The 22,630-nt window shown below is 73.9% G+C and carries 20 protein-coding genes and 1 pseudogene; 11 read left to right on the forward strand and 10 right to left on the reverse strand.

Features of this window, described 5'->3' with window-relative positions:
• Positions 1-22: 22 nt before the first annotated feature.
• Positions 23-1,690 (reverse strand): urocanate hydratase, encoded by a 1,668-nt coding sequence (hutU, locus tag ACWEQL_RS18235; RefSeq protein ID WP_452151279.1) that lies wholly within the window; start codon positions 1,688-1,690, stop codon positions 23-25.
• A 183-nt stretch (positions 1,691-1,873) separates the two neighbouring features.
• Here hutU and ACWEQL_RS18240 point away from each other — a divergent pair, with 183 nt between their 5' ends.
• A complete protein-coding gene (locus tag ACWEQL_RS18240; RefSeq protein WP_452151280.1) occupies positions 1,874-2,449 on the forward strand; it encodes a Uma2 family endonuclease in 576 nt (191 codons plus the stop codon).
• Between the two features lie 7 nt (positions 2,450-2,456).
• Here the strand turns inward: ACWEQL_RS18240 and ACWEQL_RS18245 are convergent, their stop codons facing one another.
• Positions 2,457-2,786 (reverse strand): hypothetical protein, encoded by a 330-nt coding sequence (locus tag ACWEQL_RS18245; RefSeq protein ID WP_452151281.1) that lies wholly within the window; start codon positions 2,784-2,786, stop codon positions 2,457-2,459.
• Between the two features lie 88 nt (positions 2,787-2,874).
• Positions 2,875-3,759 carry a MurR/RpiR family transcriptional regulator gene (locus ACWEQL_RS18250; protein ID WP_452151282.1) on the reverse strand — a complete coding sequence of 295 codons (885 nt, stop codon included), beginning with the start codon at positions 3,757-3,759 and terminating at the stop codon, positions 2,875-2,877.
• Positions 3,760-4,011: 252 nt separating this feature from the next.
• Here ACWEQL_RS18250 and ACWEQL_RS18255 point away from each other — a divergent pair, with 252 nt between their 5' ends.
• Positions 4,012-4,434: a hypothetical protein gene (locus ACWEQL_RS18255; RefSeq protein WP_452151283.1), complete on the forward strand. Its 423-nt coding sequence runs from the start codon at positions 4,012-4,014 to the stop codon at positions 4,432-4,434.
• Positions 4,435-4,468: 34 nt separating this feature from the next.
• Here the strand turns inward: ACWEQL_RS18255 and hutH are convergent, their stop codons facing one another.
• Entirely contained in the window at positions 4,469-6,052 is a 1,584-nt protein-coding gene (gene hutH, locus ACWEQL_RS18260) for a histidine ammonia-lyase (RefSeq protein ID WP_452151284.1), read from the reverse strand.
• 180 nt (positions 6,053-6,232) lie between these two features.
• Between hutH and fdhD the strand changes: the two genes are divergently transcribed.
• Positions 6,233-7,063, forward strand: a complete 831-nt coding sequence (fdhD, locus tag ACWEQL_RS18265) for a formate dehydrogenase accessory sulfurtransferase FdhD (protein ID WP_452151285.1) — start codon at positions 6,233-6,235, stop codon at positions 7,061-7,063.
• Between the two features lie 69 nt (positions 7,064-7,132).
• Here fdhD and ACWEQL_RS18270 read toward each other — a convergent pair whose 3' ends face one another.
• From ACWEQL_RS18270 to ACWEQL_RS18285, 4 genes and pseudogenes are all read right to left on the reverse strand, one after another.
• Complete coding sequence (locus ACWEQL_RS18270; RefSeq protein ID WP_452151286.1) at positions 7,133-7,480, reverse strand: hypothetical protein; 348 nt, start codon at positions 7,478-7,480, stop codon at positions 7,133-7,135.
• Between the two features lie 956 nt (positions 7,481-8,436).
• Positions 8,437-9,570: pseudogene (locus ACWEQL_RS18275) on the reverse strand (diguanylate cyclase domain-containing protein); the annotation flags it as partial.
• A 448-nt stretch (positions 9,571-10,018) separates the two neighbouring features.
• Complete coding sequence (locus ACWEQL_RS18280; RefSeq protein ID WP_452151287.1) at positions 10,019-11,137, reverse strand: adenylate/guanylate cyclase domain-containing protein; 1,119 nt, start codon at positions 11,135-11,137, stop codon at positions 10,019-10,021.
• A 221-nt stretch (positions 11,138-11,358) separates the two neighbouring features.
• Positions 11,359-12,258 (reverse strand): biotin--[acetyl-CoA-carboxylase] ligase, encoded by a 900-nt coding sequence (locus ACWEQL_RS18285; protein ID WP_452151288.1) that lies wholly within the window; start codon positions 12,256-12,258, stop codon positions 11,359-11,361.
• Between the two features lie 245 nt (positions 12,259-12,503).
• Between ACWEQL_RS18285 and ACWEQL_RS18290 the strand changes: the two genes are divergently transcribed.
• The 6 genes from ACWEQL_RS18290 (at position 12,504) to ACWEQL_RS18315 (ending at position 18,228) form a co-directional block, all read left to right on the forward strand.
• A complete protein-coding gene (locus ACWEQL_RS18290; protein ID WP_452151289.1) occupies positions 12,504-14,114 on the forward strand; it encodes an acyl-CoA carboxylase subunit beta in 1,611 nt (536 codons plus the stop codon).
• Positions 14,115-14,151: 37 nt separating this feature from the next.
• The gene (locus ACWEQL_RS18295) at positions 14,152-14,373 is read left to right on the forward strand and encodes an acyl-CoA carboxylase subunit epsilon (RefSeq protein WP_452151290.1); all 222 of its coding nucleotides are present in this window, start codon (positions 14,152-14,154) and stop codon (positions 14,371-14,373) included.
• Positions 14,374-14,518: 145 nt separating this feature from the next.
• Entirely contained in the window at positions 14,519-14,659 is a 141-nt protein-coding gene (gene mmpB, locus ACWEQL_RS18300; protein WP_452151291.1) for a morphogenic membrane protein MmpB, read from the forward strand.
• A 34-nt stretch (positions 14,660-14,693) separates the two neighbouring features.
• Positions 14,694-15,293, forward strand: coding sequence for a nucleoside triphosphate pyrophosphatase (locus tag ACWEQL_RS18305; protein ID WP_452151292.1), 600 nt, complete (start codon positions 14,694-14,696; stop codon positions 15,291-15,293).
• Between the two features lie 112 nt (positions 15,294-15,405).
• Complete coding sequence (locus ACWEQL_RS18310) at positions 15,406-16,146, forward strand: hypothetical protein (protein ID WP_452151293.1); 741 nt, start codon at positions 15,406-15,408, stop codon at positions 16,144-16,146.
• A 306-nt stretch (positions 16,147-16,452) separates the two neighbouring features.
• A complete protein-coding gene (locus ACWEQL_RS18315; RefSeq protein ID WP_452151294.1) occupies positions 16,453-18,228 on the forward strand; it encodes an acetyl/propionyl/methylcrotonyl-CoA carboxylase subunit alpha in 1,776 nt (591 codons plus the stop codon).
• Positions 18,229-18,328: 100 nt separating this feature from the next.
• On the opposite strand, the gene ACWEQL_RS18320 is transcribed toward ACWEQL_RS18315, so the two are convergent.
• Entirely contained in the window at positions 18,329-19,267 is a 939-nt protein-coding gene (locus tag ACWEQL_RS18320) for a DeoR/GlpR family DNA-binding transcription regulator (protein ID WP_452151308.1), read from the reverse strand.
• A gap of 236 nt (positions 19,268-19,503) precedes the next feature.
• Entirely contained in the window at positions 19,504-20,958 is a 1,455-nt protein-coding gene (locus ACWEQL_RS18325) for an NAD(P)H-quinone dehydrogenase (RefSeq protein ID WP_452151295.1), read from the reverse strand.
• A gap of 108 nt (positions 20,959-21,066) precedes the next feature.
• Between ACWEQL_RS18325 and ACWEQL_RS18330 the strand changes: the two genes are divergently transcribed.
• Positions 21,067-21,504, forward strand: coding sequence for a gamma-glutamylcyclotransferase (locus tag ACWEQL_RS18330; RefSeq protein WP_452151296.1), 438 nt, complete (start codon positions 21,067-21,069; stop codon positions 21,502-21,504).
• Between the two features lie 221 nt (positions 21,505-21,725).
• The gene (locus ACWEQL_RS18335) at positions 21,726-22,547 is read left to right on the forward strand and encodes a purine-nucleoside phosphorylase (RefSeq protein WP_452151297.1); all 822 of its coding nucleotides are present in this window, start codon (positions 21,726-21,728) and stop codon (positions 22,545-22,547) included.
• The last annotated feature ends 83 nt before the right edge of the window (positions 22,548-22,630 follow it).

Consider the following 22,630-nt stretch of genomic DNA (forward strand, 5'->3'; position numbering starts at 1 on the left):
AAGGAGGTCCCGGCGAAGGAGGTCACAGCTCGCCCATGGGGATGCGGACCCCGCGCTCCGCGGCGACCTCGTCGGCCCGGTCGTAGCCGGCGTCGACGTGCCGGATGACGCCCATGCCCGGGTCGTTGGTGAGCACCCGGCGGATCTTCTCGCCCGCCAGCGCGGTGCCGTCGGCGACGGTGACCTGGCCGGCGTGGATCGAGCGGCCGATGCCGACGCCGCCGCCGTGGTGGATGGAGACCCAGGACGCGCCGGAGGCCACGTTGACCATGGCGTTCAGCAGCGGCCAGTCGGCGATCGCGTCGGAGCCGTCCAGCATCGCCTCGGTCTCGCGGTACGGCGAGGCGACCGAGCCGCAGTCCAGGTGGTCGCGGCCGATCACGAGCGGCGCGGACAGCTCGCCGGAGGCGACCATGTCGTTGAAGCGCTCGCCGGCCTTGTCGCGCTCGCCGTAGCCGAGCCAGCAGATGCGCGCGGGCAGGCCCTGGAAGTGCACCTTCTCCTGGGCCATCTTGATCCAGCGGGCCAGCGACTCGTTCTCCGGGAACAGGTCGAGGACGGCCTTGTCGGTCTTGTGGATGTCCTGCGGGTCGCCGGAGAGCGCCGCCCAGCGGAACGGGCCCTTGCCCTCGCAGAACAGCGGGCGGATGTACGCCGGGACGAAGCCCGGGAAGGCGAACGCCCGGTCGTAGCCGGCCAGCTGGGCCTCGCCGCGGATGGAGTTGCCGTAGTCGAAGACCTCGGCGCCGCGGTCCAGGAAGCCGACCATCGCCTCGACGTGGCGGGCCATCGACTCGCGGGAGCGCTGGGTGAACTCGGCGGGCTTCTCGGCCGCGTAGGTCGCCATGTCGTCGAAGGCGACGCCGACCGGCAGGTAGCTCAGCGGGTCGTGGGCGCTGGTCTGGTCGGTGACGATGTCGATCGGCGCGTCCATCGCCAGCAGCTGCGGGAACACCTCGGCGGCGTTGCCCAGCAGGCCGATGGAGAGCGGCTGCCGCTTGTCGCGGGCGGCGGTGGCCAGCTCCAGCGCGTGGCCGAGGTCCTTGGCCTCGACGTCCAGGTAGCGGTGCTCGATCCGGCGGGCGATCCGGGACGGGTCGCAGTCGACGCAGATCGCCACGCCGCCGTTCATGATGACGGCCAGCGGCTGGGCGCCGCCCATCCCGCCGAGGCCGGCGGTGAGGGTGATGGTGCCCTCCAGGGTGCCCTCGAAGCGCTTGTTGGCCACGGCCGCGAAGGTCTCGTAGGTGCCCTGCAGGATGCCCTGGGTGCCGATGTAGATCCAGGAGCCGGCGGTCATCTGGCCGTACATGGTGAGACCGAGGCTCTCCAGCCGGCGGAACTCCTCCCAGTTGGCCCAGTCGCCGACCAGGTTGGAGTTGGCGATCAGCACGCGCGGCGCCCACTCGTGGGTCTGCATCACGCCGACCGGACGCCCGGACTGGACCAGCATGGTCTCGTCCTGCTTCAGGTTCTGCAGCGTGCGGACCATCGCGTCGAACGAGCGCCAGTCACGCGCCGCCTTGCCGGTCCCGCCGTACACCACCAGCTTCGACGGGTGCTCGGCCACCTCGGGGTCGAGGTTGTTCATCAGCATCCGCAGGGCGGCCTCCTGCTGCCACCCCTGCGCCGTCAGCCCCGTCCCGCGCGCCGCACGTACCTCACGCGGCCCGCTCGTCTGCTGCACCATGCTCCCGGCCTCCCTACGGATGGATTCATTCATGATTGACAGGACTGAATATATCCAATCATTCAGCCTGCGACCAGACCTCGGACCCATCCGATCAGCCCCGACCCCCCGACCCGCCGAGCGCTACCCTGAACCCGGCGAACACCAACCACTCGGCCCAGCGCCGACGAACGGAGGAACGCGATGACGGCCATCGCCGTGCGTCCGGGCAGACTCCGGGACGCCGCGGAGGAGATCGAGCGGAGCACCGGCCTCCGGGTGCAGATCATCGGAGGAACCCTGGTGATGTCCCCCACCCCTCGCGGCAAGCACGCGGGGACCGTGCGGCGGTTGCGCAGGCAGCTCGAACCGGAGCTCCCCGCCGACCTCGGCGCCTACGAGGTGTCGTCCGTGTTCATGCCGGGCAACGAGGAGGACTACTCCACCCCCGATCTGGTGATTCTCCCCATCGACTGGGACGACGACGACGAGTGGCTCGCCGACCCGCGCGATGTCGCGCTGGCCGTGGAGGTCATCTCCAGCTCCGAGCGCGTCAGCCATATCGGCACCAAGACCGAGTGGTACGCCACCGCAGGCGTGCCCGCGCTCCTCGCGGTCGACCCCCGCAAGGGCGCCTGGACACTCCACACCCACCCGCGCGACGGGGTGTACCAGGGCGTGCTGCACGGCACGTACGGCGAACCGGTGCCACTGGCCGCCCCGCTGCCGGAGCTGAACACCTCGGAGCTTCCGCTGTACGCGCCGGTCAGCCGCAGCTGACCAGCCGTCAGGCCGCGGACTCGCCGTCCCAGTCGATGCCGATCTCGGCGAGCCAGCGGCGGTCCTCGGCGTCCGGGGTGGCCGGGGGCGGGGGGCCGGGCGGGCGGGGGATGTCCTGGACGGGGCCGAGGCCGTACTTCTCGGCGGCCGCGGCGGCCCGCGGGTCGGGTTCGATGACCCCGACGTGGACGACGGTCTCGTCGCCCGGATCGAGGACGGCGAGTTCGGGTTCGGGCAGCCGGCGGACGGTGACGCGGCGTCCGCAGGCCGGGCAGGACCACTCGTCGGCGCCGGAGGCGAGCCGGCCGACGAACTTCATCTCGTGGATCACGCGCATGAGGGCACCCCCTGAAGAGGGCATTCCCGCTCCGGGCCGGTCACCAACGTCCCGGCGCGGCCAACCGCGCCCGGCCGCCGCGGCGCGGCTACTCCAGGAACAGCCCGCGGGCCGCCGCCGACTGCTCGATGGCCTCCAACCGCGCCTCGGCGCCCGGGAGTTCGTCGCACATGGTCTGCAGCAGCACCCGGCCGAGCATCATCGGCGCGCAGGCGGTGTCGAAGACCAGGCCGGTGCCGACGGCGGCCGGCAGCATCAGGTCGGAGAGCTTGGCCACCGGCGCGAAGGCCGAGTCGGCGACCGTCAGCACCGTCAGACCGCAGTCCCGGGCCACCGTCAGAGCGTCCATCAGCTCGCGCGGGTAGCGCGGCAGCGCGAAGCAGAGCAGCGCGCTCGCCCCGGCCGCGGCGGCCTGCTCGATGCGGTCGGCGAGCATGCTGCCGCCCTCGTCGAGCAGTCTGATGTCCGGGTGCACCTTGGCGGCGAAGTACGCGAAGCCGCGGGCCTGCGCGGAGGCGGCCCTCAGCCCGAGCACCGGCAGCGGCCGGGAGGCGGCGAGCAGCCGGGCGGCGCGGACGATCGGCTCGGGGTCGGCGAGCAGTTCGGCGAGGTGGCGCAGGTGCGCGATCTCGGCGAGGACGGCCTGCTGGTGCTCGTTGCGCACGGCGTCGTCGGGGGTCTCCGGCGCGGCCGGTTCGCCCGCGCCGAGTTCGCGCAGCTGCTTGCGCAGCGCCGGGTAGCCGTCGTAGCCGAGCGCCACCGCGAAGCGGGTGACCGAGGGCTGGCTGACGCCGGCGAGCTCGGCGACCTCGACGCTGGAGAGGAACGGCGCCTCGGTGGCGTGCCGGACCAGCGAGTGCGCGATCCGGCGCTGGGTGGGGGTCAGCCGGTGGCCCTCGAAGAGCTGGAGCAGCCGGGCGGAGGGCCCGACCGCGCCGGTGTCACCGGTGCCGGTGTCGTCGGTGGCGGTCATCAGCGGTACCTCCGGGCTCGGACTGTCCGGACGACTGTGCAGCAGTCCGGTCGTGTGGGCAACGACGTCTCGTACGCCGGAACGGCCGGCGGGACGTCCGGCGGTTCCGGCTGGTGGCCGGGGCGGGCGGCCCGGCCGGGTGGCGGCACCGGCCCGGGCCGCCTCGGGGGAACCCTGATTTCCCCCTGAGCCGACCCGGAATGCGCGGCCCGCCGGTGGACCGATGCCCCCGCCCGGGCCCAGTCTTGGTCCATGGAAAGTCGTCAGGACGAATTGAAGCGTGATCTCGACGCCGCGTTGCAGACCCGCAAGGAGCTCGGCAAGGAGTACGAGGCCGAGATCGTCGACTCCTTCCTGTCCCGGCTCGACGCCCGGCTGGACGCCCAGGTGGACGCCCGGGTCGAGCGGCGGCTCGCCGAGCACGGGGTCGGCGAGGGCCACCCGTACGGCCGTGGCCACCATCACCGGGGAGGGGGCGGACGGCCGGGCTGGATGCACGCGTTCACGCTGATCATGGCCATCCCGCTGTCCGGGGTCGCCGCCGGCACCTCGGGCCTGATGGGCCTGGTCGTCTGCTGGGCCGGACTGGTCGGCGTGAGCGCCTCCACGGCGATCGCCGAGCGCGTCCAGGAGCAGCGCCGCACGGCCCGGCCGCCCCGGAGCGAGTGGGAGTGATCCCCCACCGCCCCGGGGCGGCTCGCGCGAGGACCTAGGCCAGCGGCCCGGTGACCTTCTCCACGGCGCGCACCAGCTCGCCGGAGGCGACCAGCGCGGCGGCGGCCTCCAGGTCCGGCGACAGGAAGCGGTCGCGGCCGGCGCCGCCGACCCCGGCCTCCCGGGCGACGGCCATCGCGGCGGCGGTGGCCGGGGCGATCGTGCCGCCGGAGTCGGCCTGCTGACGGATCTCCAGGGCGCGGGCCGAGGCGGTCAGCTCGACCGCGAGGATCCGGCCGAGGTTGTCGACGGCCTGGCGCAGCTTGCGGGCGGCGGACCAGCCCATCGAGACGTGGTCCTCCTGCATCGCGGAGGACGGGATCGAGTCGACCGAGGCGGGGACGGCGAGCCGCTTGTTCTCGCCGACCAGGGCCGCCTGGGTGTACTGGGCGATCATCAGACCGGAGTCCACGCCCGGGTCGTCGGCGAGGAAGGCCGGCAGGCCGTGCGAGCGGGCCTTGTCGAGCAGCCGGTCGGTGCGGCGCTCGGAGATCGAGCCGAGGTCGGCGGCGGCGATGGCGAGGAAGTCCAGCACGTACGCGACCGGGGCGCCGTGGAAGTTGCCGTTGGACTCCACCCGGCCGTCCGGCAGCACCACCGGGTTGTCGACCGAGGCGGCCAGCTCGCGGGAGGCGACCAGCTGGGCGTGGGCCAGGGTGTCGCGGCCGGCGCCTGCCACCTGCGGGGCGCAGCGGATCGAGTAGGCGTCCTGGACGCGCGGGGCGTCGTCCTGGTGGTGGCCGGTCAGGCCGGAGTCCTTGAGGACGGCCAGCATGTTGGCGGCGGACAGCGCCTGGCCCGGGTGCGGGCGGATCGGGGCGTGCAGCTCGGGGGCGAGCACCTTGTCGGTGCCGAGCAGCGCCTCCAGGGTCATCGCGGCGGTGATGTCGGCGGTGGTGAACAGCCGCTGCAGGTCGGCGATGGCCATGACCAGCATGCCGAGCATGCCGTCGGTGCCGTTGATGAGGGCCAGGCCCTCCTTCTCCAGCAGCTCGACCGGCTCGATGCCGGCGGCGGCCAGCAGCTCGGCGACGGGCTTCTCGACGCCGTCCGGGCCGGTGGCCGTGCCCTCGCCCATGAGCACCAGGGCGCAGTGCGACAGCGGCGCGAGGTCGCCGGAGCAGCCGAGCGAGCCGAATTCGCGGACCACCGGGGTGATCCCGGCGTTCAGCAGCGCGGCCATGGTCTGGGCGACCAGCGGGCGCACGCCGGTACGGCCGGAGGCGAGCGTCTTCATCCGCAGGAACATCAGCGCGCGGACCACCTCGCGCTCGACGGCCGGGCCCATCCCGGCGGCGTGCGAGCGCACCAGCGAGCGCTGGAGCTGGGCGCGCAGCTCGGGGCTGATGTGGCGCACGGCCAGCGCGCCGAAGCCGGTGGAGACCCCGTAGACGGGACGCGGCTCGGCCGCGAGGGCGTCGATCCGGGCCCGGGCCGACGCCATCTCGGCGAGCGCGTCCGGACCGATCTCGACCCGGGCGTTGCCCCGGGCGACGGCCAGCACGTCCTCGGCACTGACGTCGGCCTTGCCGACCTGGACGAGCGGCGCGTCGGGGGCCACAGCACTGTGCATATCCATATGCATTATCAGACCAGGTGAATGAAGATATGACAACCGTCGGTACGCCTTCGGGGTGCACCGGCCCCGGACCGGACCGACCGGACCGGCCGCGCCGACGCCCCCATCCTCACCGATTTCGGCTCCGGCGGCCCGGTGACGCAGGCTGGGGTGGCACGGGAACGACGGAGGTAAAGGCCGATGACACGGGCGACGGCGCGGCGACGGGTGATACGGCTGCGCGGGGACGGGCGCAGCACCCGCCCGGACGCACTGGCGGCGGAGGAACCGCTGGAGATCCGGCTCGGCGGGCAGCCGCTCACCGTCACCATGCGCACGCCCGGGCAGGACTTCGACCTGGTGGCGGGCTTCCTGGTGGGCGAGGGGCTGGTGCACTCCGGGGACGACCTGGCCGCCCTGCGCTACTGCGCCGGGACGGACGCCGACGGCGCCAACACCTACAACGTCGTGGACGCGACCCTGCGCGGCACGGCCGCCGCCCTGCCGCTGTCGGCCCACCGCAACCTGCTCACCACCAGCGCCTGCGGCCTGTGCGGGCGGGACACCGTCGACGCCGTCCGCACCCATGTGCGCTGGCCGGTCGCCACCGACCCGCTCACGGTCGACCCCGCGCTGCTGTACGGCCTGCCGGACCGGCTGCGGGCCGCCCAGCGGACCTTCGACTCCACCGGCGGCCTGCACGCGGCCGGCCTCTTCGACGCGGCGAGCGGCGAACTGCTCTGCGCCCGCGAGGACGTCGGCCGGCACAACGCGGTCGACAAGGTGGTGGGCTGGGCACTGCGCGAGGGCCGGCTGCCGCTGACCGGGCACGTGCTGCTGGTCAGCGGCCGGGCCTCGTTCGAACTGACCCAGAAGGCCGCGCTGGCGGGCGTGCCGCTGCTCGCGGCGGTCTCCGCGCCCTCCTCGCTGGCGGTGGACCTGGCGGAGGAACTCGGCCTGACCCTGGTCGGCTTCCTGCGCGGCGAGAGCGCCAACGTCTACACCCGGGCCGACCGGATCTCCGCGGCCTGATCGCCGTGGGCGGATCGCCGTGGGCCGGGCGCGTCGGCGGGGCGCGTCGGCGGTCGGCGGCCCCGGCGGTCAGCTGTTGCGGCGGCGGAGCACCATCACCAGGATGATCACCACGGCGACCACCAGCACCAGGCCGATCACGGCGAAGATGATGCCGAGCGCCGAGCCGAAGAAGCCCTTCTTCTTTTTCTTCTTCTTGTCCTTGGCGGCCAGCTGGGTGCCGTGCACGGCGGCGGCCGGCGCCGGGGCGGCCTGCGCGGCGGCGGCCGGGGCACCGGGCGCGGCCTGGGCGGGGGCCTGGGCGACGGTGCTGACGGCGGCCGCGCGGGGCGCGGCCTGCGCGGGCGCGGCGGCCACGGCGGCACCGCCGAAGGCCAGGAGCGCGGACAGGACGAGGCTCGTCGCACGAGCACGCATGTGGGGACCCCCGATTCAGGTCCGGCCACGATGGCCGGGGACCGGCGCTCACTGTCCCACGTCACCACCGCCGCGCCTAGGTCCGCGCCCGCGGCGCGACCCGGTCACAACACCCCGGTCACCGAACCGGCACATCCCCCACCCCCGGCCGGACCGCTCACCACAGCCCGCCGCTCACCCCTCCGGAGCCGGGGCCGGGGCCGGGCCCGCGAGGACGACCACCACCCGCCGTTTCCCCCCTCCGGAGCCGGGGCCGGCCCTACGAGGACGACCACCACCCGCCACCCCTCCCCTGCCTCACCCCTCCGGGCCCAAGACCGAACCGGCGAGGACGACCACCACCCGCCACACCCTCCCCTCCCCCTCCCTCACCCCTCCGGGGCGGAGGCCGGGCCGGCGAGGGCGACGGCGACCAGGGTGCGGAGGGCGCAGGCGATCTGGCCGAGGGGCAGGGTGGCGTCGTCGGCGAAGAGTTCGACCAGCCAGCCGCCCGCGACGTTCTGCCCGCCGGCGGCGACCATGCCGCGGTAGCCGCTGACCACCAGCATGGCCTCCTCGGCCGGGTCGTTGCCCGCGGCGCCGGCCCGCAGGGCGAACGCACCGCCGCGGACGGCCCGCCGGGTCATCGGGTAGTGACGCAGGTCGAAGACCGCGTCGGGGGCCTCGATCTGGGCCCGCTGGGTCTCCGCGCGGGAGCTGCTGGGCCCGCTGGTCATCCGGTAGACGGCGTGCCGGGCGGTGCGCATCAGCTGCGAGCCGGGCGGCACGTACGAGACCCACCAGCCGACCGCGTCCAGCAGCCGGGCGGCGGTCTCGGCGACGACGGAGAGCTTGCCGATGGTGTCGGCGGGGTGGACGGAGCGGGCCTCGCCGTGGCGGTCGAGCGCGGCGAGCACGGCGGCGAGCAGCTGCCCGGGGTCGGCGCTGTGGGCGGCGCCGCGGAAGCGGCGGCGGTCGCCGGCGCCGGCCCGGCCGCCGCGGCCGCGCGCGTCGGCGCGGTGGTGGGGGTCGGCGGCGTCGGCGAGCAGCAGGGTGGGGTCGGGGCTGAAGCCGGGGCCGTGGCTTCGGCCGGCGACCACGGGGTGGGCGGCGCGGGCGGCCTTGGCGCGGTACTGGGCGGCGTCGGCGAGCCGGAACAGCCGGTCGGGGGTGGTGACCGGGCCGATCGAGTCGCCGGTGGAGGCGACCCCGCAGGCGACGCCCTCGCCCTCGGCGAGGGCGAGGGCCCGGGCGCAGAGCTCCTCGGCGACGGCGACCACCTCGTCGGCCTTCTGGCCCTCGGCGAGCAGGCAGAACTCGTCGCCGCCGAGCCGGGCGGCGAGACTGCCGGGCAGCTTGGCGGCGGCCAGCGACAGCTGGTGGGCGAATCGTTCCAGCAGCCGGTCGCCGACCTCGTGGCCGAGCTGGTCGTTGACCCGCTTGAGCCCGTTGACGTCGCAGACCACCAGCGAGACCACGGTGTTGTCGCGGTTGTGGGCCTCCAGCGCGCCCTCCAGCCGGGCGTCGACGGCCCGGCGGTTGGCGAGGCCGGTGAGCGGGTCGGTGAAGGCGAGCCTGCGCAGGTCGGCGAGGCGTTCGGTCTGGGCGAGGCCGGCCGAGATCTGGGCGGCCAGCAGGGTGGCGTAGTCGGCGTCGGCCTCGGTGAAGACGGGCATTCCGGCGGTGCGGGCCAGGTAGAGCTCGCCCCAGGCCTGCCCGTGCAGCACGATCGGCGCGACCAGGCAGCAGGCCCGGCCGCGGCGCCGCAGTCCGGCGGAGCGTTCCTGGCAGAACGCGCCGGCGCCCGGGTGCGCGTACCCGGCGTGCGGGGTCGAGCTCTCGGCGGTCTGGACCCACGCGCGCGGGAGCCCGCCGCTCGTCCAGCGCTCCTCCAGATAGGTGACGATCTCGGGGAAGTCCGCGACGGGGTACGACTCGTCCTCCGGCAGTTCCTCCTCGCCGGGTGCCAGCTCCCCGTGGTTGACCAGCACCCGCAGCCGCCCGGACTCGCGGTCCCAGACCGAGACGGCGGCCATGGTGGCGTCCAGCGCGGCGGTGGCCCGTACGGCGGCGGCGCGGACGGCGTCCAGCGGGGTCAGCGTGCCCGCCATGTCCTGGGCGAGCTCGACCACGGCGTGCAGTCGGGGGTCGGAGGTCGGGCCCTTCCGCCCCGCGGGCCGCCCTCCGTCACCGGGACGCTCGTCGCCGGGACGGTCGTCCTCGGCGTCGTGGTCGCGGCCGCGGGCCGTCATGGTCGCCTCTGTGCTCACCCGGCTCGCCTCGCTCCCTGTGCTCGGTCCTGCCGGGATCCCCGTGGCGCGGGCGGCGCACGTCGCACGCCCGGCGCGCAGCACGTCGCGGAACCACAGCCCTCCGGCCGCTTGCACCAAGACTATGGCGGTTTCGTTCGGTTATGCCCTGATTGCCGATATTGATCAGCCCGCCCCGACGGGTTTCAGCCGTTGCGCGTAGCTCTCGGCCACCGTGCCGCGCCCCGGGGTCGGGCCGGGCGCCTCCGGGGTCGCCCCGGCCTTCGGACGCGCGCGGGCGGTCCGTGGTTCAGGCGTTGGGCCGCCGCGACAGCAGCCACGGCTCGACCAGCCCGAGGCCGCGCACCGGGCGCCGCCACATCGGCTGCAGGTTGAAGCGGTGCCCGGCCTCGGGGCCCGGCACCGGCAGCCCGGGCTGGGCACCGGCCAGCGAGCCGAGCGCCTCGGACAGGCCCGGCCCGTCCAGGTCGGGCGGGGCGACGCTGCCGTTCTGCTCCAGCGCGGCCGCGAACTCGCCGTCGATCAGCACCGCGTCCTTGGGCGCGATCGAGGTGAGCCGGCTGGCCAGGTTGACCGTGGTGCCGAAGACGTCGCCCATCCGGGAGGTCACCGTGCCGAAGGCCATACCGACCCGCAGCGCGGGCATGGTGTCGTCCTCGGCCAGCACCTCGACCAGCCGCAGGGCGATCTCGGCGGCGGTGATCGGGTCCTCGGAGACGTAGAGAATCTCGTCGCCCAGGGTCTTGATGACCCGGCCGCCGCGGCCGGCGATCAGGTCGGAGCAGGTGTTCTCGAAGCTCTCGACGAGCTCGCCGAGCTCCTCCTCCTCCAGCCGGCGCGACAGCCGGGTGAAGCCGACCAGGTCGGCGAAGCCCACCGCGAGCCGGCCGCTGGTGATCTCGGTGTCCTCGGCGGCCTGCACCACCCGGCCGGTGACGGCGGCCAGCTGCCGTCGCCAGACGTACACCAGGAACTGCTCCAGCTCCGGCAGCAGCAGCTCGACCAGCGGGTACGCGACCTCGGCGCGGGTGAGGCCGGGCTCGACGGACTGGGTGAGGTTCTCCAGGAAGGTGTCCATCTGCCAGCCGGCCAGCCGGGCGGTGGTCTGCCCGGTGGAGCGGGCCACCTGGATCGCCATCGACTCGCTGAGCAGTCCGGACTCCACCAGGCCGGCGAGGCGGCGCAGCGCGATGACGTCCCCGTCGGTCAGCGCCCGGGACTGCCCGATGTCCGGGAATCCCATCGCGCGCCAGAAGCGGGTGGCCAGCTCCATCGGCACATCGGCGGCGCGCGCGGCCTGGTACGGGGTGTAGCGGCGGGGCGCGTCCAGGATCAGCCGCTCCAGGTCCAGCGCGACCGTCTGGTCGTCGGAACCCGCCTTGCCGCCGCTGCTGCCGTCCTCTGCCACCGGTCCGTCCCCGTGCGGTCGCCGCACTCGCCTCGTGTCCTGCCTGTCCGCGCCCGCACCCGGCGGGCAGTGGCGCGCCTCACACCGTCGCCAGGTGGAATGTTCGCACGGAATCGCGCAATCCGGGGCATCCGGCCGGGTCGGGGCCGGACGAGGACCCCGGTCCCCGCCGTCCGCGCGGACGGGCGGACCGGTGACCGGGCCGCCCGCCCGCCCGCCGCTCAGCGCGGTTCGGGCCGCACGTGCACCACGTCGCCGGCCCCCACGGCCTGCCGGGCGCCGTCGGCCGTACGGACCACCAGGCGGCCGTCCCCGTCGATCGCGACCGCCTCACCGGTCAGCTCGCGGTCGCCGGGCAGGAGCACCTTCACCGCCCGCCCGAGGGTGGTGCAGCGGTCGGCGTACGCGGGCAGCAGGCCGCTGGCGTGCGGGTCGCCGGCGGCGGCGGTCCACTCGGCGTACAGGCCGGCGAACTCGCGCAGCAGGGCCCGCAGCAGGATGGCCCGGTCGGTGACGGCGGCGCCGGCCAGCGCGAGCGAGGCGGCGGCGGGGACGGGCAGCTCGGACTCCCGCAGCGAGACGTTGATCCCCAGGCCGACGACCACCGCGCCACCGCTGAGCTCGGTGAGGATGCCGCCGATCTTGCGCTCCACGCCGTCGATCCCGACCTGGAGGTCGTTGGGCCACTTCAGGCCGACCTCGATCTCGCCCACCCGGCCGAGCGTGGACGCGGCCGCCACCCCGACCAGGATCGGCAGCCAGCCGTACCGCTCGACGGGCACCTCCTCGGGCCGCAGCAGCATCGACAGGAACAGTCCGGAACGGGCCGGGGCCGTCCACTGCCGCTCCAGCCGCCCGCGGCCGGCGCTCTGCGCCTCGGCCACCAGGACGGCGCCCTGCGCGGCGCCCTCCCGGGCGCGGGCGGCCAGGTCGCTGTTGGTGGAGCCGGTCTCCCGGACCACGTCCACGGAGGTCCAGAGCCCTCCCGGCACCACCAGGTCCCGGCGCAGCGGCCCGGCGTCCAGCGGCGGGCGGTCGAGGTCGGTCCAGGGCGAGGGCCCGGCCTGGCCGAAGCCACGCAGGCCGGACCGGCGGGGGGTGACGGACTCGGATTCGGTCATGAGAACGACCCTAGGGCCTGTCCCGCGGGCCGGCCCGCGGGCCCGGGTGGAGCCCCCGGACGGGCCTTCCAGGCCGTAGGCCGCCCAATCGTCCCGCAGAACGCGCGTTAACACACTGTGTCGCTGGCCATAACGGGAAACCCTCCGCGCTGGTTACGCTACCCAACGGTAGTTCGTAGCGCCGCCCTGCCCTCGTGCGCCGGTCCCGTTCCCGACCCGCGCGCCACCCGAACAGGACGCGGCACATGATCAGGGAGAGCCACCGGATGACCGAGGCGCCGTACGACCCCCACACCACCGCCGGCAAGCTCGCCGACCTGCGGCGCAGGATCGACGAGGCGGTGCACTCCGGCTCCGCCAAAGCCGTCGAGAAGCAGCACGCCAAGGGCAAGCTGACGGCGCGTGAGCGCGTGGCCGAGCTGCTCGACGAGGACTCCTTCGTGGAGTTCGACGAGTTCGCCCGGCACCGGTCGACCAATTTCGGCCAGGAGAAGAACCGCCCGTACGGTGACGGCGTGGTGACCGGCTACGGCACCATCGACGGCCGTCAGGTGGCCGTGTTCGCCCAGGACTTCACCGTGTTCGGCGGCTCCCTCGGCGAGGTGTTCGGCGAGAAGATCGTCAAGGTCATGGACTTCGCGCTGAAGACCGGCTGCCCGGTCATCGGCATCAACGACTCCGGCGGCGCCCGGATCCAGGAGGGCGTGGTCTCCCTCGGCCTGTACGGCGAGATCTTCCGCCGCAACGTGCACGCCTCCGGGGTGATCCCGCAGATCTCGCTGATCATGGGCCCCTGCGCGGGCGGCGCGGTCTACTCCCCGGCGATCACCGACTTCGTGGTGATGGCCGACCAGACCTCGCACATGTTCATCACCGGCCCGGACGTCATCAAGACGGTCACCGGCGAGGACGTCGGCATGGAGGAGCTGGGCGGCGCCCGGACCCACAACACCAAGTCCGGCAACGCGCACTACCTGGCCTCGGACGAGAAGGAGGCCGTGGAGTACGTCAAGAGCCTGCTGTCGTACCTGCCCTCCAACAACCTCTCGGACCCGCCGGCCTTCCCCGAGGAGGCGGACCTCACGGTCACCGACGAGGACCTCGAACTCGACACCATCGTGCCGGACTCGGCGAACCAGCCGTACGACATGCACAAGGTGATCGAGCACGTCCTCGACGACGGCGAGTTCCTGGAGACCCAGCCGCTGTACGCGGGCAACATCATCACCGGCTTCGGCCGGGTCGAGGGCCACGCGGTGGGCATCGTCGGCAACCAGCCGATGGACCTGGCCGGCTGCCTGGACATCGCCGCCAGCGAGAAGGCCGCCCGCTTCATCCGCACCTGCGACTCCTTCAACATCCCGGTGCTGACCTTCGTCGACGTGCCCGGCTTCCTGCCCGGCACCGAGCAGGAGTGGGACGGCATCATCCGCCGCGGCGCCAAGCTGATCTACGCCTACGCCGAGGCGACCGTCCCGCTGATCACCGTGATCACCCGCAAGGCCTTCGGCGGCGCGTACGACGTCATGGGCTCCAAGCACCTGGGCGCCGACCTCAACCTGGCCTGGCCGACCGCGCAGATCGCCGTGATGGGCGCGCAGGGCGCGGTCAACATCCTGCACCGGCGCGAGATCGCCGAGGCGCAGGCCGCCGGGGACGTCGACGCGAAGCGGGCCGAGCTGATCGCCTCGTACGAGGACACCCTGCTCAACCCGTATCTGGCCGCCGAGCGCGGCTACGTGGACGCGGTCATCGCGCCCAGCGAGACCCGCCGGCACATCGTGCGGGGCCTGCGGGCGCTGCGCGGCAAGCGCGAGGTGCTGCCGCCCAAGAAGCACGGAAACATCCCCCTGTAAGCGCCGCTGTAAGCGCCTCTCGCGAGAGGATTGAGCCATGGCCCCGATCCATGTGCTGCACGGGCAGCCGACCCCCGAGGAGCTGGCCACCGTCCTGGCGGTGGTCCAGTCCCGGGCCGCCGCCGCGCAGGCCGCCGCCGAGGCGTCCCGACGCGCCGGCGCCGGCCCGGCCACCCCGTGGAACGACCGCGCCCGCCGGCTGCGGCAGACGCCCCGCCCCGGCGTCGACGTCTGGCGCACCTCCGGCTGGGCCGGATAGCACCCGGGAGGGGAGGCCGGTCCGACCGGCCTCCCCTCCGCACGTCCCCGGGCCCCGCCCGGACCGCCCCGGGACCCCCGAACCACCCGGAACCTGAGTACGGGTACTCAGGCGGCCGGGCCCGGTCGCGGCGCACCCTGGAGACGTGCTCTGGTCAGACCCCCGCGACGAACCCTCGCCCGAGGCCCAGCAGATGCAGCAGCGGATGCAGCGGGCGGGCCGGGTGCTCGCCGCCATCATGCTGGTGGGCTCCGTCCTGCTCATGGTGAGCCGCTTCTTCACCTGAACGGCGGGCACCGCGACCCCCTACCCTGGTGGGCATGACCGCGCGCCGCACCCTCGTCCTCGCTTCCGCCTCCCCCGCCCGCCTCGGGCTGCTGCGTCAGGCGGGCCTCGACCCGCGCGTGGTGGTCAGCGGCGTCGACGAGGACGCGATCACCGCCGCCACCCCCGCCGAGCTCGCGCTCGTCCTCGCCGAGGCCAAGGCCAAGGCGGTCGCCGCCGAGCTGACCGGCGGCGAGCTGGTGATCGGCTGCGACTCCGTGCTGGAGCTGGACGGGCAGGCGCTCGGCAAGCCGGCCGACGCCGAGGAGGCGCTGGCCCGCTGGCAGGCGATGCGCGGACGCGCGGGCGTGCTGCGCACCGGCCACTGCGTGATCGACACCGTGACCGGTGAGCAGTCCTCGGCGACCGCCTCCACCACCGTGCGCTTCGGCACCCCGGACGACGCCGAGATCGCCGCCTACATCGCCACCGGCGAGCCGCTCCACGTGGCGGGCGCCTTCACCCTGGACGGGCGCTCGGCACCGTTCGTGGACGGCATCGAGGGCGACCACGGCAACGTCATCGGCCTGTCCCTGCCGCTGCTGCGCTCCCTGCTCGCCGAGCTGGACGTCCGCATCACCGACCTCTGGGTCTGACCGCCCTCCCCCTCCCCCGAGCCGACGGCCCGTCAGGGGTTCCGGCGGCGCCCGGGCCTCCCCCCGGTGACCCCGCCCCGCTACGCTGACCGGATTTCCGCGGGGAGGGCTCATGACGGACGGTCTGCTCAACGTACTGCTCGGTCTGGTGGCCAGTGCCATCAGCGCCGCTCTCGGCTGGCTCGCGCAGAACCTGCGGCGCCGGCGCCGGCTGGAGCGGGTCCGCGCGTTCTTCGGCCTGCCGGCCGGCACCGAGTGCCTGCTGGTGGTGAACCGGCACGCCGGCGCGTCCAGTTCGAAGAGCGTCTCCCGCGACGACGTCTTCGCGCTGATGGAGCTGGCCGCCCTGGTGAAGGAGTGCGGCGCGCAGGCCGAGCTGGTCGCGCACGACGAGGTGCGTCAGGGCCTCGGCCACAAGGCCGAGTTCTGCCTCGGCGGGCCGACCAGCAACGAACGCACCGCCGCCCACCTGGCCTCCTGGCTGCCGGGCGTCACCATGACCGCGGACGTGTCCGGGCCGGTCCCCGTGCTGGTCACCTCGGTCGGCGGCAAGGAGTTCACGTACGAGCACGCCGCCGCGGCCTCCGGCGGGCAGGCGTACGCGCTGCTCGCCCGGCTCCACCCGCAGGAGGGCGGGCGCCCGGCCTTCCTGATAGCCGGGCAGACGGCGGTCTCCAACCACGCGGCCGTCCGCTACCTCACCGCGCACCACGACCGCCTCGCCCGCCGGCGCGGCAGCTTCGCCCTGGTGCTGAAGGTGGTCAACCCCAAGGCCTACGGCCCCGACGTGGTCGAGGTGGCCGCCGACGTCACCGCCGACGCCTTCGAGCGGCCGTCGACGCCCGCGGACTGAACCGCGCCCGGACCGCCCCCACGACACCCTGGACGGGACCTCGACACCGTCCCGCGACACCCGGGACCGGACCGCGGCGCCGAACGTGTGGCCAAGGCCACCGCCCCGCCACGCCGCCGCGCTACCCTCCGCTACCATCCCCCGCTCCCGGGTGGTACCGGGCACCACCTGCGAGGACGTCCGGAGGGGGGCGCGCGGGACCGCTCCGCGCATCACCCTCCGTGTGGGATAGTTCACAACGTGGGGCTACTCGCCGGTACCGCCCAGAAATCCATAAACTCGTCGAGGTTCAAGAAGGGAGCCACAGTGCGCAAGGTGCTCATCGCCAACCGCGGAGAAATCGCCGTCCGCGTCGCCAGGGCCTGCTCGGACGCCGGAATCGCCAGCGTCGCCGTCTACGCCGAGCCGGACCGGGACGCGCTGCACGTCCGCGTGGCCGACGAGGCTTACGCGCTGGGCGGCGACACCCCCGGCACCAGCTACCTGGACATCGCCAAGGTGCTGCAGGCCGCCGCCGACTCGGGCGCGGACGCCGTCCACCCCGGCTACGGCTTCCTGTCGGAGAACGCCGACTTCGCCCAGGCCGTCATCGACGCGGGTCTGACCTGGATCGGCCCGCCGCCGCAGGCCATCCGCGACCTCGGCGACAAGGTCACCGCCCGGCACGTGGCGCAGCGCGCCGGTGCCCCGCTGGTGGCCGGTACCCCGGACCCGGTCTCGGGTGCCGACGAGGTCGTCGTCTTCGCGCAGGAGCACGGCCTGCCGGTCGCCATCAAGGCGGCCTTCGGCGGTGGCGGCCGCGGCCTGAAGGTCGCCCGCACCCTGGAGGAGATCCCGGAGCTGTACGAGTCCGCGGTGCGCGAGGCGGTCGCCGCCTTCGGCCGCGGCGAGTGCTTCGTCGAGCGCTACCTGGACAACCCGCGCCACGTGGAGACCCAGTGCCTCGCCGACAAGCACGGCAACGTGGTGGTCGTCTCCACCCGTGACTGCTCGCTGCAGCGCCGCCACCAGAAGCTGGTCGAGGAGGCGCCCGCGCCGTTCCTGACCGCCGAGCAGAACGCGGAGCTGTACCGCGCCTCCAAGGCCATCCTCAAGGAGGCGGGCTACGAGGGCGCCGGCACCTGCGAGTTCCTGGTGGCGCTGGACGGCACGATCTCCTTCCTGGAGGTCAACACCCGTCTGCAGGTCGAGCACCCGGTGACCGAGGAGGTCACCGGCATCGACCTGGTCCGCGAGATGTTCCGGATCGCCGACGGCGAGGAACTGGGCTACGGCGACCCGGAGGTGCGCGGTCACTCCTTCGAGTTCCGCATCAACGGCGAGGACCCGGGCCGCAACTTCCTGCCGGCGCCCGGCACCGTCACGCTGTTCGCCCCGCCGTCCGGCCCGGGCGTGCGCCTGGACTCGGGCGTCGAGACCGGTTCGGTGATCGGCCCGGCCTGGGACTCCCTGCTGGCCAAGCTGATCGTCACCGGCACCACCCGCAAGCAGGCCCTGCAGCGGGCCCGCCGCGCGCTGGCCGAGTTCAAGGTGGAGGGCATGGCCACCGCCATCCCGTTCCACCAGGCGGTCGTGGCCGACCCGGCGTTCGCGCCGGAGGTGCACGGCAGCGACGAGCCGTTCAAGGTCTTCACCCGCTGGATCGAGACCGAGTTCAACAACACCATCCCGGCGTTCTCCGGTGCGGCCGGCGAGGCCGAGGAGGCCGAGGGCCGCGAGACCGTGGTGGTCGAGGTCGGCGGCAAGCGGATCGAGGTCTCGCTGCCGTCCTCGCTCGGCGTGTCGGCCGCCCCGGCGGCCGGTGCGGCCGGCGCCGCCAAGGCCAAGCGCCGGGTGGGTGCCAAGAAGGCCGGTTCGGCGGTCAGCGGTGACACCCTGGCCTCGCCGATGCAGGGCACCATCGTCAAGGTCGCCGTCGAGGAGGGCCAGGTCGTCGCCGAGGGCGAGCTGATCGTCGTCCTGGAGGCGATGAAGATGGAGCAGCCGCTGAACGCGCACAAGGCGGGCACGGTCGTCGGCCTCAAGGCCGAGGTCGGCGCCAGCGTCAGCAGCGGCGCCGCGCTCTGCGAGATCAAGGACTGACGTTCACGTCCCGACAGCCGGTCCGTACACCCCCCGGGGTGTGCGGACCGGTTGCGTTTCACGCCCGCCGTCCGTGCGGCCGCCGGCCGCCCCTCGGGCCCTAGCGGCCGCGCGGCAGGCCCAGCTCCGCCAGCCGGCCCGGCATCGGGCCGCCGGGGCCGGCGTGGGCACCCGGACGGCGCTGGCCGGGCAGCGGGGCCCCGGGCGGCAACGCGGCGACGCGGCGGGGGCCGGGCTGGGTCTGGTGGACGGGCCCGCTGCCGGTGCCGTGCACGGGGGTGTCACCGGCCGGGCCGAGCGGCGCCAGGTCGATCTGCACCCCGCAGTCGGCGAGCGCGTCCAGCTCACGGGCGGTCGGGTCCTCGGCGGTGGCGTGCTCGTCGGTGACCAGCCGGGTGATCGCCTCGGTCGGCACGGTCTGGAACATGGTGTCCGCGCCGAGCTTGGTGTGGTCGGCGAGGACGATGACCTCGGCGGCCGACTGCACCAGAGCCCGGTCCACGCTCGCGGAGAGCATGTTCGTGGTCGACAGGCCGCGCTCGGCCGTCAGCCCGCTGCCGGAGATGAACGCCTTGCACACCCGCAGCCCGTGCAGCGACTGCTCGGCGCCGCTGCCGACCAGGGCGTAGTTGGAGCCGCGCAGGGTGCCGCCGGTCATCACCACCTCCACCCGGTTGGCGTGCGCCAGCGCCTGGGCGACCAGCAGCGAGTTGGTGACCACGGTCAGGCCGGGCACCCGGGCGAGCCGGCGGGCCAGCTCCTGGGTGGTGGTGCCGGCGCCCACCACGACGGCGTCGCCCTCCTCCACCAGGCCGGCGGCGAGGTCGGCGATGGCGCTCTTCTCGGCCGCGGCGAGGTGGGTCTTCTGCGGGTAGCCGGGTTCGCGGCTGAAGCCGCCGGGGAGCACCGCGCCGCCGTGCCGGCGGTCGAGGAGCCCTTCTGCCTCCAGGGCCCGTACGTCGCGGCGCACGGTCACTTCGGAGGTCTGGACGACGCGGGCCAGTTCGCGGAGCGACACGGCTCCGTTGGCGCGCACCATTTCGAGGATCAACTGGCGACGTTCTGCAGCAAACACAGAACCGACGGTAACCCGCGTGACCGTCTGCTTTCAGGCGTTTGCAGCTGGTAGCCGGAATTGCTCACCCCGGGGCGGCGCATGACCGTACAATACGCGCCGTCAGCAAACCGGAACTGCGCCCGCCGTCCGGGTGATGCCCCCTGCCGCGCGAAGGGCGGCCACCGTACGGCAGCCGCCCTCAACTGTGCGCCCGAGGCTCAGGATTCGCCCTCGGCCCGCTTGCGGATGTGCAGCTGCCGGGCGGCCTCGGCGGTCGAACCGGAGACCGAGGGGTAGACGGTGAAGGCGCTGGCCACCTGTTCGACCGTCAGATTCGCGTCCACCGCGAGCGAGATCGGGTGGATCAGCTCGCTGGCGCGCGGCGCCACCACCACGCCGCCGACCACGATGCCGGTGCCCGGGCGGCAGAACAGCTTCACGAAGCCGTCCCGGATGCCCTGCATCTTGGCGCGCGGGTTGCCGCGCAGCGGGAGCTTGACCTCGACGGCGTCCATCTTGCCGCACTTCACGTCGGCCGCGGTGTAGCCGACGGTGGCGATCTCCGGGTCGGTGAAGACGTTGGAGGCGACGGTCTTCAGGTTCAGCGGCTGCACCGCGTCGCCCAGCGCGTGGTACATCGCGATCCGGCCCTGCATGGCCGCGACCGAGGCGAGCATGAAGACACCCGTGCAGTCGCCGGCCGCGTACACGCCGGGGGCGGTGGTGCGGGAGACCCGGTCGACCTGGATCTGGCCCCAGTCGTTGAGCTTGACCCCGGCCTCCTCCAGGCCCATGTCGGCGGTGTTGGGGATCGAGCCGACCGCCATCAGGCAGTGGCTGCCCTCGATCACCGTGCCGTCGGAGAGGGTGACCTCGACCCGGTCGCCGATCCTCTTGGCGCTCTCGGCGCGGGAGCGGCCCATCACGTTCATGCCGCGGCGACGGAAGACCTCCTCCAGCACCTCGGCGGCGTCCGGGTCCTCGCCGGGCAGCACCCGGTCACGGCTGGAGACCAGGGTGACCTTGGAGCCGATCGCCTGGTACGCGCCGGCGAACTCGGCGCCGGTGACGCCGGAGCCGACCACGATCAGCTCGGTGGGCAGCTCGTCCAGGTCGTACACCTGGGTCCAGGTGAGGATCCGCTCGCCGTCCGGCTGGGCGTCGGGCAGCTCGCGCGGGTGGGCGCCGGTGGCGATCAGCACGGCGTCGGCGCGCAGCGCCTGGACGGTGCCGTCGGGGGCCTCGACCAGCACCTCGCGGGAGCCGTCCACGGCCTGCCCGCCGGCGCCGAGGCGGCCCTTGCCGCGCAGCACGGTGACGCCGGCCCGGGTCACCGACTGGGTGATGTCGTGGGACTGCGCGATCGCCAGCCGCTTGACGCGTCGGTTGACCTTGCCGAGGTCGACGCCGACCACCCGGGCCGGGCTGTCGATGTGCGGGGTGTCGTCGGCGACGATGATGCCCAGCTCCTCGTACGAGCTGTCGAAGGTGGTCATCACCTCCGCGGTGGCGATGAGCGTCTTCGACGGCACGCAGTCCGTGAGCACCGCCGATCCGCCCAGACCGTCGCGGTCGACGACGGTCACCTCCGCGCCGAGCTGGGAGGCGACCAGCGCCGCCTCGTAGCCGCCGGGTCCGCCACCGATGATCACGATCCGAGTCACGTCCACCATTGTCCCGCACGCCCGGCCCACCGCCACGCCGGGGTCGGCGCTCACCGCGCGGGCGGCGGACGGCCCGCGCGCCCCCCGCCGATCCGGGGACGGATTAGGCTGACCCCCATGCCCTTCTACGCCGCGTATGCCACCAACCTCGATGCCCGGCAGATGACCCGCCGCGCCCCGCACTCCCCGCTGCGCGGCTCCGGCTGGCTGGACGGCTGGCGGCTCACCTTCGGCGGTGAACAGCTGGGCTGGGAGGGCTCGCTGGCGACCGTGGTCGAGGACGAGAAGGAGCGGACCTTCGTCACGCTCTACGACGTCGCGCCGATGGACGAGGAGGGCCTGGACCGCTGGGAGGGCGTCCAGCTCGGCATATACCGCAAGATCAAGCTGCGCGCGCAGACCCTGGACGGCTCGATCCCGGTCTGGACGTACGTGCTCAACGACTACGAGGGCGGTCTGCCCGCCGCCCGGTACCTGGGCCTGATCGCGGACGCCGCGGAGAGCGCGGGCGCGCCGGACGACTACGTGCTGGACCTGCGCCGCCGTCCGTGCTGATCCGGCGCGGCGCGCCCGTACGGCCCCGACGGCGGCGGCGCGCACCCGCGACCACGTCCGCGCAGGCGCGCCCGTACGGCTGCGACACGCTTGGAGCTCCGTACGGCCGGACGGTCGGAAACCGGCCTCCGGCCTGTGGCTTTGGGGCATCCGGGTAACGATTGGCACGTCGCACCCGGATTTTCTACGCGCGTAGCCATTTCCCGTCTATCCTCGGTGCTGTGAACGCATCTCCTCAGTCGGTCGTCTCCGCCGACCCCTACGCCGCCGCCCAGGCCGCCGCCGAGCGCCTGCGCGAGCTGACCGGTGCCGAGCGCCACGACGTCGCCCTGGTGATGGGCTCCGGCTGGGTGCCGGCGGCCGACGCCCTCGGCGAGACCGTGGCGGAGTTCCCGGTCACCGACCTGCCGGGCTTCCCCGCCCCCGCCGTCGCCGGCCACGCCGGCACGATCCGCTCGGTGAAGATCGGCGAGAAGCGCGCCCTGATCTTCCTGGGCCGCAACCACTACTACGAGGGCCACGGCGTGGCCACCGTGGTCCACGGCGTGCGCACCGCCGCCGCCGCGGGCTGCGGGATCATCGTGCTGACCAACGGCTGCGGCGGCCTGCGCCAGGGCTGGACCCCGGGCCAGCCGGTCCTGATCAGCGACCACATCAACCTGACCGCCGACTCCCCGATCGTCGGCGCCAACTTCGTCGACCTCACCGACCTCTACTCCAAGCGCCTGCGCGAGCTGTGCCGCGAGGTCGACCCGACCCTCGACGAGGCCGTGTACGTGCAGTTCCGCGGCCCGCACTACGAGACCCCGGCCGAGGTCAACATGGCCCGGGTGATCGGCGGCGAGCTGGTCGGCATGTCCACCACCCTGGAGGCCATCGCCGCCCGCGAGGCCGGCTCCGAGGTGCTCGGCATCTCCCTGGTCACCAACCTGGCCGCCGGCATGACCGGCGAGCCGCTCAACCACGCCGAGGTGCTGGAGGCCGGCAAGGCCTCCGCCGAGCGCATGGGCGCCCTGCTGGCGAAGGTCCTGGAAAGGATCTGAGCCTCGACGGCGCGTGCACGACGGGGTCCCCGGCCGGCTGTGATCCGCTGATCGCACCCGCCCGCGGGCCCCGTCCGCGTGCC

It is taken from the genome of Kitasatospora sp. NPDC004240, from assembly GCF_053603215.1.